The following is a 14,784-nucleotide window of genomic DNA, read 5'->3' as shown; positions in this document are numbered from 1 at the left end:
AATCAACAGGGTTTTCGGTCTCTAAGCACTTTTTAAAGGGAACATCATCGACTCAAATCACTATTTGCAACAGTGCCCTATTGGTCGTGCTTATGGCACCAATCTGAAGGCTCTGTAGTAATTATTGCTTGGAATTTTTCCAAATAAACTCATCGCTTGACCGTCGTAATAGCCCGGATAAAACAATACGACCGGCTTATGCCCCAGCAAGGAATGCAAACTGTTTAACAAATGATGTGCACGTAATAGCGGCCAAACCGACCCCACCCCCGTCATCAACACTATATCTTGCTCATTGGTGGCATATTTGCTCACCAGATACGGCGCAAACTTATCCATATGCAATGGACCTTTCAGTGCTTTGATGAGCGCCTCATCGCCTTTGGCTTTTTGCATCTGAATGGCTTTATCGATAAAGTTGCGCTCTGTCAGATAATCCACCACCGCTTGTAGCAGATTGATATTTACCACCTTCAGTTGACTGTGTTTTTTCTCCAGCATCCCTTCCAGAAAATGAATATATTCGCGGACTTTCAGCTCATCTTCAGGCGCATAATCAAAAATCCAGAATCCAATTTCATTGCCTAGCCCCTGACCGGTTAAAAACTCGGTTGAAAGAATTCGCTCTGGAATCTGATTCAGACGCTCATGTATTGCTTGACTCATTGCTGCCCCTCTACAACTACCGCGTCCATAGCGACACTTCCATTGATCTTTTAATACGTTGTTTATAATGTTCTTCCAACAGGCTACGAAGCTCTGCCCGGACGATCACACGCTGTAATTCCAGCGTACGGGTACTTTTTAAGTAACCGACTTCTGCCAGCATACGGAATACCACTTGCCCCATTTTTTTCTTGCTGGACTCTTTCCATTCGCAGATATCCGGATCGCGTTGTGAGCGCTCATCCAGAAAGTCTAACCAGATATAACTGTCCAAGTATTGAGCCTGGGAGATATAGGCTTCTCGAAGCATCGTCTCCATAAACTCAACCAGTAAAAGATTACGTTCTAAAGCCCCACAAAAAGCCACTTGGGTCGCCAGCTCATCGTCCCCATCACGTAGCGCTTTCCAGAAATCAGGCTCTAAGCGCTCCAGACGCTTACGAATAGCGGTGGCATTGCGTTGTGCTGAAGCCGTAGTTCTTTTTTGCAGAATATTGTCAACCTGAATCGCCTGATGCCACTGTTCTGTGGTCGCTTCTCGCAATAACAGATCAGCGATCAGCCGACTTTCACGCACCATCAGTGAACCACCGCTCAGGTCACTGTCATAATGAAATTGATCCATCATGGCCAATCTCCTATGAGGCCTGATCAAACAGGTAAGACGACAGCTTTTCGATATCTGAGCGTTGTAGTACCAAGGGATATTTCAAGGCATCATCCGCCTCAGCCAGCGTGATCGCGGCCTGATATCGCTGCAAGGTATAGTGAGCCAAAGCTTTCTTGACCGAAATCTGTAATCTGCCATCTGGCATGCCGAAGTCTTTTTCGACCAGCGCTTGTTGTGATGAGTTCAATTTTGGATTAGGGATCAGCGTCAGTACAATTTCTTCATGCCATTGCTGATCCTGAGCTAGATCTACTGACTCAATTGCCACCACAACAGGTGTGCGATCAATTCTGGAGAGTAAAAAGTCCTTAAACTGCTTGCTCTGATGGCAATAGGCACGGACATGCCAGCGAAAACCGGTATACACCAGGGTGTGTGGGGAAATGATGCGTTCATGCCACTGCGGATTCTGCATCGAGGCATAAATCATTTTTAAAGTGTTTTGGTTTCGGCAGGCACGCAAAACTTCCCGAATCACTTCAGGACGTACACTGCGATCAGGTAATTGAACTGCTGCAAGATTCGGTTCTGGTGTCGCAATCAGGGTATGCGATTCACTAACCAAACCTGACAGCATATTGAGATATTCATTGATATGTACGGTAGTCAGCACCGGTTGAAACGTGGCTTTAGGCACATAGCCTTTTACGGAGGGATCATGGACCAAGGCATCGGGGTTATACAGCGTATTATAGCGTTTGATATCAGCAGAAGCCTGCTGTCGACTGAGCCCAAACCAGCTCATCAAGCGATTGGTGACCAAACGACCTTCCCAGTATGCAAGCAGCTCGATCGCTCGCATTCTTAGAAGAACTTCATGCTTATCTGTCGTCATATACCAATCAGTCAATAAATAGCAGTTTTAAGATTACCCTACAGCAAATATACAGTAAACATTTTTGACGGTATTTAAAGGTAGTATTGCAATCACCAGATAAAAAAATATACTAATATCGTGATGATAGCTGTCAAAGTAAGATCTCTAGCAGATCATGGATCCTGGTGTAGAGCGTAAATTGAGCTAAATTTTAGAATGAGAGCAATATGGGTTTTAGATTTCGTAAAAGTATTAAATTATTCCCGGGTTTTAAAATTAATCTGACCCATAAAGGCATCAGCAGTGCCAGCATTGGCAAACCTGGTGCTTCTCTAAATATTGGGAAAAAAGGTACGCGAACCAGTGTCGGTATTCCAGGTACGGGACTATCTTACTCTAAACACCAGCCTTACTCTAAAAAGACCCGTGTTCCACAACCGACATCGCTAGAACACACGGAATATAATCCTCAGAATTTAGAACAACCGAAGGCAAAGATATGGCCTTGGATTATTTTTGGAATATTGTGTTTTATTGTGGGTGCCGTCATTTTTTAGCAAAAACAACATTGTATTTTGATCAAAAAAAAATGCCCACATGGGTGAGTGGGCAAACTAAGGATATTAAGATCCTTCAGAAACTACAGCGCGATTCTCGCTACTACTCTATCCGTTATTTAAATCAGCGACTGTGGCTTACAGTATATTGATGATCGCACAGCTTAAAAGTAAGTTTTGTTGTAGTTTTAATGAATTGCGGTTTTTTAAAGGAGCTTTTTTATAGCTTCATTATTTTGTGTGTTTTTTTTAATTATTCAGACTATTCTAAATAGTCAGTACGTAATAGTATCACCTGTTGATCTTGGTATTGGCGATGAATGGTTAAATCCATTTTAGCAATTGTTTGTGATGTTAAATCTGACGGCTCACGTACTAATAAGCCTTGTAATGTTGTTAGTAAACTTTTCATTTTGCAATCCCCTATTTGATTTAAATCAATCACATGAATAGTACTATTTTGTAACATCAATATTTCAATACGATGAATCAAAGTGATATTAAAAGGACTGCCCCCTGTATATATAGAAATCAGTCCTTAAAAACGGCTTAATCAACGATCCAACTTTATAGAATCGGATCGTTTAGGCATTATGTTCAGGTTAAAAACAAGAGTATTGATTAACCATGACTTGCAAGGCTGGTTAGGGTAAATTAGCCAGACCAAAGCCATATCTTGCTGATAGATGAGTACAAAAGCTCGTCAAACAAATCCGCTCTAGTCTCCTCTAAGCTGATATCTGATTTTCTTCTATTACAGAGCAGATGAACCAGCAGACCATTTTCTAGCACACCTTGCCCACCTGCGGCTTTGGCAATCCTATGATCCGATTCAGTAGAATCGAGATAGATTAATCCATCACAAATGGGGCAAAAGTTATGATTACCCACTAGAAAATTATGCTTAAGCAAATTTTTGGTTAATGCTGAAAAGGCCTTGGGCTTTGATCGAGAAATTAGATTGTCGATGCCTACACTCCACTTTACTTATTTTCAGACAGCAACCAATCGAGAGCGTTCATTTTTACAATACCATTATAATTGGCTTCAGTCCCTATCGTGTCTAAGGTAAGTAAATACTTAGGATATGAATCAGAAATTTTCTGTAATGGACGTAACTCTCGGCTGAGTGTCTCCTCATTGAGCGTTTCTAATGCCACCTGATAATAAGTTAAATTTTGTAAAGTATCGACAGCAACAAAATCAATTTCATATTCATCAACCCGCCCTACATAGACCGTATAGCCTCGTCTGACAAGCTCAAGATAAATCACATTTTCTAAGATATGACCTTGATCAGCATTAGCATCAGGCAACATAATGCGGCGCAATCCAACATCAACTAAATAGTATTTTTCAGAGGATTGTAATAACTCACGCCCACGTACTTTAAATTGTGCTGCGCTATAAAATAGCAAACTGTCCTGTAAGCCCTGAATATAGCGTTTTACTGTTTCAAATGATATTTTAACCCCACTTGAAACAAAGGTGTTTTTAATTTTATTGATGGAAATGGGTGAGCCTGTCACGCTTGCCAAATATCTTGCGACACGCTCGAGAGAGTTAATATCAGCAGTATTCAAACGGGGAATAACATCTTTAAACATTACACTGGCATAGACTGCTTGCAAGTAATCATAGGTTTCCTGTTGGCTAGTCATGGCAAGCGTATAGGGGAAACTACTGCGCGTGTACATGGCATACAAATCACGATTGGATAATTGTTGGATGATCGGATTATTTTCAATATGCCACTGTTTAAACTCTTGGAATGACAAGGGTAAAACATGTTGCTCGATATAGCGTCCTGTGAGTAGAGTCGCAAGTTCTCCACTCAGAAAGAATGCATTTGAACCTGTAATATATAAATCGATATAATCCCGAACATATAAAGAGTCGACTACTTTTTCAAAATTAGTAACATGTTGTATTTCATCTAAAAAAACATAGTTTTTCTTGGTTTTATCAACTTTGGACAGTACATAATCATGGAGTTTACGGTAATCGGTGAGTTCTTCAAATTCCATAAATTCAAAGTTGATGGCAATGATGTTTTCGGCTTGTACACCCTGTGCTTTTAGGTCTTGTTGAAACATCGCCAACAAAGTGGATTTTCCAGAGCGACGTACACCTGAAAGCACTTTAATGACATCACGGTTTTGCCATGTATTCAGAAATTTTAAGTAGCTATCACGTCGAATATTAATATTTCCCATTATTTACACTTAAACTCTAAAGTTTTAATTAATTCTATCAAAGTTTATATCATACATGTAAATATATTTAATTTTAAAAAAAGTTTAAAGTATAAGTGAAACATTTTAAGTTATTATTTAAGTATGAAAACAGCATATCTAATAAAGGAGCTATGCTATTGTAACGGAGAAAGATACATTCACCTTTATAGGTATTCACACGTCTTAATTGACCATCTCATGGGTACACATCCATAAATAACTGATGATGTATATTTTGTAGGTGCTTTAAATCAAAATTGGCTAGAAAAACAGAGATATTTTCTTACAACCTTATATTTTGTAAGACATTGAATGCTTTCTCTGCCTTATTCAGGTCTTTGGTATTGGAAATACTAAGATTGTTGATCAAGATAACATTTTTATCACAGAATGGATCATCATAAAAAAAGCCCACTGAGGGATCAATGGGCAAAACTAAGGACCTTGGAAGGTCATATAGGAACTACAGCTAGCTTCTACTGATGAGTGTGTACTGAATTTCAATCAGCCACAATAGCTAAATATATTAATGATTATTCACCTGAATAATCATTAATATGCATGAATAAAAAAGTCTATCTGCAGCTGAATAGCGTCACTCTCCGAACAAATCTGCTCTGATCTCTTCCAGACTGAGATCTGATTTCAACCGGTTACAGAGTGGATGAACCAGTTGGCCATTCTCGAGTACCCCCTGTCCACCAACAGCTTTGGCGATACGATGATCCGACTCTGTTGAATCCAGATAAATCAATCCATCGCAAATCGGGCAGAAATTATGATTACCCACCAGAAAATTGTGCTTGATCAGACTCTTGGTCAAGGTTGAAAAGGCCTTGGGTTTTGATCGAGAGGCTGGACTGATCGAATTGACATATTCAACGACATGGCTAACCACGGCAGGATCATATTTCCCCAGAAAACTTTCGACATAAAACTCATTAAAGTTAATATATTTAAAGGATTTGGACATCGTCAGGATAAAAGTGTTGACACATTCCTGATCTTCAAAATTCACCTCGATTTGCAGACTCAAGCAGATAAAGGCTTTATACACAGTTTGCAAGCGGTCATAACCTTTAATACCACTGCCTAACTTGCCCACAGTTTCAGTTGTTGCCACTGGAAAATTGGCAATCAAAAACTCAACGCCACGGCGTACACGGGTAAATTCTTTAAAGGTAATGGTTCGCTGATTGATCTGCATGATGTTGTGATGCATCTCAAAAACAATCCCGAACCACGCCAGAAACGAGGTGATTTGAAAGCGTTTGTCCTTGTAGAAATATAGGAAAGGATGCAGACCCAGACTTGGAATCCCAACAGGTTTAACCGGTGTTGCCATTCTGCACAGGATCGTAAACAGGTGGGACATCATTTTCCACGCGCTCTCCCTGATCCAGCCCCATCATGTTATGAATCTGATCACCTTCGATGATATTCATCAATTCGTTGACCAGCCCGATCTTTTTGCCATGGCTCAGGTCGTTGTTGGGTAACATCGTAGAGAAAAGCAGTTGATAAATCTTCTCTCCCAACTCAATGACCTCATTTAAACGGACATAGCACAGCTCTTCCAGATTGCTTCTATTATCATTGATATAGCAGCAGGCATAGATTGCATAATAGGCATCCGTGCCACGGCTTCTCAAATGATATTCTTCATACTTATCCAGAGGTTTGGTATCTGAGTTAATCGATTAAAAGACACGTCTCACGTTTCAGGAGTGCCAAGTACCTGCCTAAAACTGATTTGGATATCTTCTAGCTTCGCCTTTTGTGCTGCAAATTGAGGATCAGAACAAATTTTTTGAAAATCAGCCAAATCACCGAGTTGAGTGCGGATATAACGAATATCTTCTTTCTGCTCGTCATTGAAATTAGGCGCTTGGCTCACTTGGTCATCGGCAAAATAGCGGTTGATCCAAGCATAAATGCTGGAAATACGGTGTGCACCGTCGATGATGTAGATGTTGTTTTTGATGTCTTTCCAATACAGAACATAATTATTCAAATTAATTCAATAAAAATCAAAAATTTATATTAATGATTTTTATTAAGTGCCTAACTGGTGCCTAAATCACCTTAATGCAGAATCTATTGCATCAATAAGACCTTTTAAAAGTGGTACTTTCCTTCCACCACACAATACAAGAACAATCTTGATTGGTAACCAAATAACCCCGAATAATATTTTCATAGCATGTCTCTTCTATAGTTAAACAATAGTTTAATTTTGTTATCAAATACAATATATTACAAAAAATACTTTACAAGAAGATAGAAATGGGAAAATGTTTATATTGTGATGGATGGAAAGTAGTAGCTGGTCAAGGATGCAGAAATAGCCCAATTGGGACGCATGTGGTTGATGATGGACCTAATAGGTGTATATATTGTGATTTAAATTATGCTAGTTCAAGTGCCAACTGTAATTTGAGCCCGTCCGGCTATCATGTCTTAGGAAGTGAATCAAATGCTCAAGAATCCACCTTTGATGCAACTACTCCAGCTTTAATTTGGATATCTATACTCGCTACTTTTACAGTCTTTGCAATTCCTTTACTTTATTTATTTGATTGGAACATAGATACTTCAATATCTAAATCGGCTTTAGGAATTGCATTTATAATCTCTCTTTTCATAGGGTTTAAATTTGCCCAATATATTCTTAAAGCTCTATTTATAATTGTAGGATTATTAATTATTATCTTAATTCTATATTACGTTGTATTTTAATTTTTTCCATAAGTTATTATTTTTTATCAAGAATTTGGGTAAAAATGAGCATAAAATTATTCAAAAATGTTGTGATTACTTGTCTATTCATATCACCTATTACTCATATTTATGGTGAGACACTTGAAGAATATCAAGCTAGACACCTCAATCAACTTAATGAATTCAGAGCACGCAATCTCGAACAAATGCGACAAAATGATCTAAGAAACAAAGCAATCCAAGAAAAAAATAATGCAGAATATGAACGTCTAAATCGTGCAAATCAGCAAAAGTCAAATACTGCACAAAAACAACAACTTCCAACTCAGCAACAAATAGATAAATTAGAAAATTTGATGAGTTCTGATAACGCTAAAAATGCTGTGAACTATATAGACAATTTAGAATCTGATACTTATACGCAAAATCAAGCAGAAGAGGTAGAAATGAATGGTTTTGATAAAAATTTATACCCACAAAAGGATAATGGATTCGAATATAAATCTGGAAATGGTGGTGGGGTAAATGAACAGGAATTATTTCCACTAAATCTAGGTCGTCAGAACTAAATTTTTAAATTTCTTTTCTCTAGCAAATCACAATGACTTTAATCAAAGTTTTAGCTGTGATTTTATATAAAATTATTTAGGTCTTATCAAAAATATCACATAGGTACTTTATGAAAATTAAATCAATGCTTTTATGTCTTGCCCTCACTTCAACAGGATTAAATGCTGCAACCTGTTTATCTACTGCTGAACAAAAGGTTGTTAATCGTAATTATCAAAACTCTTTGGAAAGCTATGACTATATCAAAATTGATTGTAGTAATCCTAAACTCCAAACCGTTTGTAGTAATCCTATGAATGTTAAAATGTTAAACACCATGATAAGAATGAATGTCTGGAATGAAGAAAATGCATTTAAAACAGAATTTAGTGCATCAGATTTAAGTAAATTACAGAAACGATATGCAGCAAATTACTCACAATCAACATGTCAAAAAATTAAAAAAGATTTCTTCAAAGCGATTAATAGTAATGGTGGTTGGGATTATTAAATGCAACCATGTAACATTGTTAAGTATATGATTTTTAAAAAATTAAAAAGTTACACTACTTAATACAGAAATGTAACAGGTAACATAATGTTACCTGTTACATTTAGCTCATATTATGAGTAAGCGTGTTGGACCCATTTTTGATTTTCTCTAGACAGCACTTTCCCGTATTTCGACCAATGCGAAATCGAAAGTAGATTGAGTTGTATTAGATGAATGCGATGAACGACCCAACGATCAGGAGGTCCTGAGTCCAGGCAAAAGAACCGTCAGAGAAATGGGGGGTTTTAAAATATTAATCTTCATATTTTACTCTCGTTGATTAGCATGAAATTTGCCAACATCTTTTCCACGAGATGGTGGCAAACCAAATAGGGGTGGAAATACCGCTCAACGAAACGGCCAGTCATAGACTGCCCTACCTGGCCTGCCATAGAGAGCAGTGCCATGTAGACACAAAAGAGCCACCCAAAGTGACCCTTTAGTACGTTGAGATGCAGGTTTCCACGCCTGGTTACAGATTTTGCTGTAACGCGGCTATCATATTTCTATATTTTGTTTTGGTCAAACAAAACCAGATTTTTTAATGCTTAAAAAGAGGATTCGCGGATTCCCAGGCCTTTGCTTGGCAAATCAGATTTTGACAAAGCAAAGGCCTGGGCCACTTTTTCCGTCACCTATTAAGCTTAGGCTATTTCCCATAAGGAATCATGTTGCACAGCTTCCAGCAGCAGACAGAATGCAATGGATAATGTGATGTTTTTTTGGCTCTGTTGATCCATAAAAAATACCTGAGTCTCTATTATTAAGCGATAAATGAGCAGCAAGAAGTTTTCCTAGTCAGGTAAATGATATTCATGCACACGTAGCTGTCTTGAACAAATTCACAGAATTTGGCTGCACTTATACCCAAGTTGTCACTTGAATTTAGCTCAATTAGGGTAGCGCTGTCTTTCAAACCTTTGTGTAACAAAGCGTGCGTAAGTCATATTTACTTAGATTCTGATATGATCTCTAATCACCAAATATCGTGCACTCAACCACGTAAGTGCCCATCGCACGGTGCTTAATGAGGCTTGTTGAGACATAATTCTAAAATAATCATATTTATTATGTTTCATCACCATCGGAAAAAATTGATGTTCTGTAAGGATTGAAAGCATAGGTTCATCCTCTGCCGTAAAATGCATCAATACTTTTGTTACATTACTTTCATACAACCATTTTTTTATTAACCAATTATAAGTTTCTGATTGGTTTTGTTCTAAATAATCAAATCGCTCTAAAATCTCTTGTGCAGAATTAAAATCTACAGCACTTAGTAATTCAGGCAAACGTGCTAACTTTCCTTGTGTCGATAATGGATGTCTTCCTATATTTGAACCACGTTTACCTGACGGAATGTTTGCCATCGTAATTAAAGCTCTCTTCCAGGACTCAATATCTAATCGTGGCTGCCCCTGCCCAGAAATAAGATACCGCTCAATATCTTCAAACTTTTGAAATAATTCGTGTTTAATTACTTTTCCAGTCGAATTCCCTCTTTTTTGAGCATAGATTACCCACCTCTGACTTTGTCTTTTTTTGAGTACATATTTTTCGATGGTATCTCTCAACTCATATTTTAGATTACCATTCTGTTGATGAATCGCTTGGAAATGCCTGAATAAATTACTCCGACTCATGACTCGCTTAAAAAATGCAGTATGTAAATTGGGTTGCTGTTGTTGCATGCTATAGGCATAAGTAGCCAGAAATAAGATATGAACATAATGCTTTAATGTTGTCGATTCATGTAAATGTCCAAGCACTCGACTAATCGCCTTAATCCCTTGCCCAACCTGTCCTTCATTGCCTACTAGCGTATTAAATTGCTCATTCGATGGCATCCAATTTTGTAGCCATGGCAGTTCTATCGTGAGCGCTTTAAAATCCACCACTGTTTGCAAACACTTTAAAGTATATGCACTTGCAAACGTATGTCTTAAATGATGTAAGCTGAGATCAACATCTCCAGTGACTTTCTTTAATATTTGAGATATTTGATTGAAAAAAGTCCTATGCTCACTGTTCTCATCAGACATTAATATCGAATATTTTTTATTCTTATAAATATCATCTAATCCCTTTTGAATCGTCTGACTTAATAAATTCATCGGAACAACACGTTCTGATCCAAGTGTTTTTAACTGATGCTCACCATAAGGACGAATTCGGAGCATATCCTCATCAATATCTAAGGGCCGTAAATGAAGTGTCTCTGAACGGCGTACACCCATCGCTGCAGATAAACGAAAATGACGCTGAATCTCTAGACGTAAAGCAGCATCACTCACCCCAGATTCTACAGATTGTAATATTTGAACGATCTGCTGCACTTCATTTTTTGAAAAAACTTTAGCACTTGCTTGATGCGCTGTACGCTTGTGTAACTTTATACGATCATCATTTAACTGAATTAAAAAATCTCTAAAGCGATTCCACGCAGCGAGATGCTTGCGGTGTGGAAAATGCTCTTGCGTCAACTCCATCCATTTTTGAAATACATCTTCATCAATCTGGCTATCTTTTGTTAAATCTTCTGAAAACCCCAATATACCTGCACTGACGATGGCCAAATGTAGATGAATCATATTTCGATTCTGTAGACTTAACTCTTCTGCATCACAGCGTAAAATCAACCATTGCACAAAGCACGTTAATAAATTGACTGAGTAGTGATTCGTTTTATTATTGGCAAGCTGTTCAAGCCAAATGCTTGATCTAGACTCACCTTTTAGTTGCTGAATCATCGCTAAAATATCAGACAAATGTAGTTGCTCATCGCCTATTTCTATTTCACTTTCTGGCTCAGTGCTATCTAAACCTGTGGTTAATTTTTCATATTCGGATAAGCGTAATAATTCATTTATTGAAAGATCTTCAGTCAGGACTTGGCCTGCTATATAACCTGCAATTAACGGAGTGCTATTTAACATCACATTTTGCTGTAAAGCTTTCAACCATTGAGCTAATGATAGAGTTGACTTAATCCCTATTTGTTTTAAATATGTATTAAAACACTTTTGCCAAGCCGTTCTTTGTTGATTTCTTGACTGTGCTAAAATCTCTTTTAATCGGGGCTGTAGATACTGTCGGTCTACTAAAATTAAAGTCGAGACATAAGGACTTAACAGTACTGTACGGCGTATCTTCGTCACAGATCTATCATTATTCACTGTCAGCTCAACGAGCCGACTATTCCCCATAGCGACTATATGTTGATCAGAAGCAATAAACTCCAACATCGCTTGTAAATGGCTCACCCTGCACAGTTGTGAATACATGGAGAGTACAACCAGCAAACGTCCTATTTCAACATCACAATTTTGATGTTCAGATAAATGTTCTAAATCCTTCTGAATAAGATCAAGTAAGTTTTGTTCAATATAACACCATGTACTAAAACTATTTTCAGATGTCAGCCATGTACGATTAGCTTTTTGAGGAAGTTGAACGAATAAAGGAATTTTCGTTTTATCGCGAATATAAGCACAATATGCTTTGATCGCTTGTGGCAAATCAATGTTTGTATTTTTAGCTAAATGGGAAGCTAATACATGTCCAAGCTCGAAAGATACGTTTGGCTCAGGATTTTCCTCAAAAATCAACTGACAATAGGACTCATACTCTGAGTTTTCCAGCCATTCTTTTACATCATTTTCTGAATATTGTATTCTCGGCTTCGTCTCTGCTTGAACTGTTTTAATCTCTTTGGTTACAACAAATGTTGGAATATTCAGGTTTTTAAAAAAATCAAAAACATCAAGACATTCGAAACCTAACTGTTTTTGCAGGTTTTCTTGTACATCAAGCCACTGTTGTTTAAATGTTGATACAGGAAATACTGATAACATATCCCATGGATAACGACCGCGTACCCAGTGCCCAAGTCCAGCATCCTTGAACCGTCCAGGTAACTGATTATTATCAGAGCGAACCAGCTTCCGTGCCCAATTTCTACCTAAACCTTCAATCTGATGAGGATCACAAAGTTGCAACGCATAAGATGATAAATCAACACGTGGTTCAACTTGATCCCCCAGCATTCTCATCAAACCACGTAAAACTTGAATCTGTTTGATAAATGCTGCCGTCAATGGCACATAACGATCGGTTGATTCATCTTGATGATGTTTATCTTGAATCAATGCCCAGCCTTGCTGACTTATCCACTTTGGAAAGGGTTGCTTAATCCCCCGTCCTGCAGTTGCAAGATTCATCCATAATTCTGTATACAACGTTAAGTTATCAAAGAGCGTCTGCCAATCTTTCTGTTCGGCAGCCTGATTTATTCTCTTCTTTATTCGTGTAATTTCATTTTGTATTTCAACAATCTTTATCCCAGTCGGGCTACCCACGCGTTCACTAGAAGAGTGCATATATTCAGGAATATCAATTTTTATCGTTCTTAAACAATCAGCCCATAACTGCTCAAGTTTCCTCTGTTCAAAAGATGCATAATGAATTAAGTTATCATAATTCCGACCGGATGCATTAGTCACTGCTTTAACGACAGCTAAGTCACCTTGGCTATGCTCATATAACAACCGTGGAAGAAGATCTTTAATGCTTTTGAGGCTGATTTCTAACTCTTTCGGCACACTGTTAATAAGTCTTCTAACTTCGCGTTCAACTGCCGGTTGACGGGTTTTAATCGCAAGATTTTTGACTTGATTCACCAAATCATTGAGCTCACTTGGTAAAACCAAATGTAATTTCTTGGTCCATGGCACATGAAATTTAGACTCTTCTGGCTTTGTTTTGAGTGTCGGTGTGCCTGCTAAAACGCTCAATACGTATGCAGATAAAGTATGATCATACTGAATAGCAATATTATTCTGATCAGTATTTTGACTAAAACACGGCGCTGTTAATTCAGTAACCGAACGTCCAGTGAGTAAACTCAATATCAAAGCTAATTTTGCGCGTAAAATTAAGCTGGTATCAGCCTTAGATGGTTGACAGAGCCTAAACACATCTTGAATCGAATTTAATGACAATCGCCATTTGGTCCAAACTAAACCAACATTTGTAGCTTCAACATGCTGAGAGGTAGACTTAGATGCATAAAACCCTCGAATTAAATCGGATTGTTCGGCCAAAAAAAATGTAAACAATGGCTCCAATGGTGTTTCATCTTCTTCAATCTCATCATACTCAAATACTTCAGAGACTAGACCACGATGAATTTCATCTACATCCTCTAAAGGTTGGATAGCAATACTTAATGAGCCGTATCGTTGCAAGATCAGTTTTTGATGCTTTAACCCTATACGGTGTAAAAACTCTCGACGTTTTTTCTTATTTTTTAGTCGATTCTTTTGCCAAATTTGTGATAAAAAGAGCTTTAATGCATAAAAAACTTCATTTAATCGTTTGTCTTCAGAACCAGCGGACATCAAATGAATCAGTTGTTTCGGTCCGTTTTTAGTCAGTAATTTTTCGACTTGTTCTAAAATATCCTCATTACTTGGATCACCCAACAGCCTGATCGCTAAAAAGGCGTTATACACACGAGATCCTTTTTGATCTTTCAGCTTTATGCTTCCATCACCCTTTAAATAATGACTATAAAGCTTTAGAGTATGTACATTTTTTTGAAAGTGAAATATTTGCTCTAAAAACCAAATGATTACAGTATCAAAACGCTCATTATTTCGACTTAGTCCTGCTTGAATCAATAGCAAATCACAAATTCCACTGTCTCCAGTGTATGGACGTAATGGCGTGAGTTTATGTTTGTTTCTATCTGTTGTTTCTGAGAAAAAATGTGAATGTTGATCAGAATCCTGTAATGTACTAATTATCTTTAAAGGGCTTTGTTGCACAAAGATTTGAAATGCAAAGCGCCCCTAATTGAGCCAAATTTAAGGCGTAACTTGGGTAAGTGGTCGACCTAATTCCGTAAATCTGTTAAGGACTGCTACACGTGCATGGATCTCATTCACTTGGCTATCAAAACTCCTTGCACTGAGTTTATCTCCTAATAATTTGATGCAATGCATCTTAGTTTC

At 37.8% G+C, this 14,784-nt stretch carries 10 protein-coding genes and 4 pseudogenes; 5 read left to right on the top strand and 9 right to left on the bottom strand.

Annotation, left to right across the window (positions count from 1 at the left end):
• Positions 1-90 precede the first annotated feature (90 nt).
• From ACK2M2_RS15395 to ACK2M2_RS15385, 3 genes are read right to left on the bottom strand one after another with little or no spacing between them, the layout of a single operon-like run.
• Complete coding sequence (locus ACK2M2_RS15395; RefSeq protein ID WP_086393396.1) at positions 91-666, bottom strand: DUF1788 domain-containing protein; 576 nt, start codon at positions 664-666, stop codon at positions 91-93.
• A 16-nt stretch (positions 667-682) separates the two neighbouring features.
• Positions 683-1,294 carry a DUF1819 family protein gene (locus ACK2M2_RS15390; protein WP_419349730.1) on the bottom strand — a complete coding sequence of 204 codons (612 nt, stop codon included), beginning with the start codon at positions 1,292-1,294 and terminating at the stop codon, positions 683-685.
• Between the two features lie 10 nt (positions 1,295-1,304).
• Positions 1,305-2,171: a WYL domain-containing protein gene (locus tag ACK2M2_RS15385; protein WP_419349728.1), complete on the bottom strand. Its 867-nt coding sequence runs from the start codon at positions 2,169-2,171 to the stop codon at positions 1,305-1,307.
• A 209-nt stretch (positions 2,172-2,380) separates the two neighbouring features.
• Between ACK2M2_RS15385 and ACK2M2_RS15380 the strand changes: the two genes are divergently transcribed.
• Complete coding sequence (locus ACK2M2_RS15380) at positions 2,381-2,710, top strand: DUF4236 domain-containing protein (protein WP_010116447.1); 330 nt, start codon at positions 2,381-2,383, stop codon at positions 2,708-2,710.
• 262 nt (positions 2,711-2,972) lie between these two features.
• On the opposite strand, the gene ACK2M2_RS15375 is transcribed toward ACK2M2_RS15380, so the two are convergent.
• From ACK2M2_RS15375 to ACK2M2_RS15360, 4 genes and pseudogenes are all read right to left on the bottom strand, one after another.
• Complete coding sequence (locus ACK2M2_RS15375) at positions 2,973-3,122, bottom strand: hypothetical protein (protein ID WP_225554346.1); 150 nt, start codon at positions 3,120-3,122, stop codon at positions 2,973-2,975.
• 242 nt (positions 3,123-3,364) lie between these two features.
• A pseudogene (locus tag ACK2M2_RS15370) lies at positions 3,365-3,667 on the bottom strand (HNH endonuclease signature motif containing protein); the annotation flags it as partial.
• A 26-nt stretch (positions 3,668-3,693) separates the two neighbouring features.
• Positions 3,694-4,926 (bottom strand): ATP-binding protein, encoded by a 1,233-nt coding sequence (locus ACK2M2_RS15365; RefSeq protein ID WP_419349725.1) that lies wholly within the window; start codon positions 4,924-4,926, stop codon positions 3,694-3,696.
• A 616-nt stretch (positions 4,927-5,542) separates the two neighbouring features.
• Positions 5,543-6,964: pseudogene (locus ACK2M2_RS15360) on the bottom strand (HNH endonuclease signature motif containing protein); the annotation flags it as partial.
• Between the two features lie 269 nt (positions 6,965-7,233).
• Here ACK2M2_RS15360 and ACK2M2_RS15355 point away from each other — a divergent pair.
• From ACK2M2_RS15355 to ACK2M2_RS15340, 4 genes and pseudogenes are all read left to right on the top strand, one after another.
• The gene (locus ACK2M2_RS15355) at positions 7,234-7,686 is read left to right on the top strand and encodes a hypothetical protein (RefSeq protein WP_074947372.1); all 453 of its coding nucleotides are present in this window, start codon (positions 7,234-7,236) and stop codon (positions 7,684-7,686) included.
• 44 nt (positions 7,687-7,730) lie between these two features.
• Positions 7,731-8,237, top strand: a complete 507-nt coding sequence (locus ACK2M2_RS15350) for a hypothetical protein (protein WP_074947371.1) — start codon at positions 7,731-7,733, stop codon at positions 8,235-8,237.
• A 110-nt stretch (positions 8,238-8,347) separates the two neighbouring features.
• Positions 8,348-8,728 carry a hypothetical protein gene (locus tag ACK2M2_RS15345; RefSeq protein ID WP_409512839.1) on the top strand — a complete coding sequence of 127 codons (381 nt, stop codon included), beginning with the start codon at positions 8,348-8,350 and terminating at the stop codon, positions 8,726-8,728.
• A gap of 820 nt (positions 8,729-9,548) precedes the next feature.
• Positions 9,549-9,653: pseudogene (locus ACK2M2_RS15340) on the top strand (IS5/IS1182 family transposase); the annotation flags it as partial.
• 70 nt (positions 9,654-9,723) lie between these two features.
• Here the strand turns inward: ACK2M2_RS15340 and ACK2M2_RS15335 are convergent.
• Together ACK2M2_RS15335 and ACK2M2_RS15330 are read right to left on the bottom strand one after the other, a co-directional pair.
• On the bottom strand, positions 9,724-14,016 hold the full coding sequence (locus ACK2M2_RS15335) for a tyrosine-type recombinase/integrase (RefSeq protein WP_419349732.1): 4,293 nt from the start codon (positions 14,014-14,016) through the stop codon (positions 9,724-9,726).
• Between the two features lie 621 nt (positions 14,017-14,637).
• Positions 14,638-14,784, bottom strand: a pseudogene (locus ACK2M2_RS15330) (IS5/IS1182 family transposase); the annotation flags it as partial.

The sequence above is a fragment of the Acinetobacter sp. TY1 genome (genome assembly GCF_048551395.1).
GTDB lineage: Bacteria > Pseudomonadota > Gammaproteobacteria > Pseudomonadales > Moraxellaceae > Acinetobacter.
The sequence above is the reverse complement of the archived record's forward strand: the minus strand, read 5'-3'. Positions and strand labels throughout refer to the sequence as shown.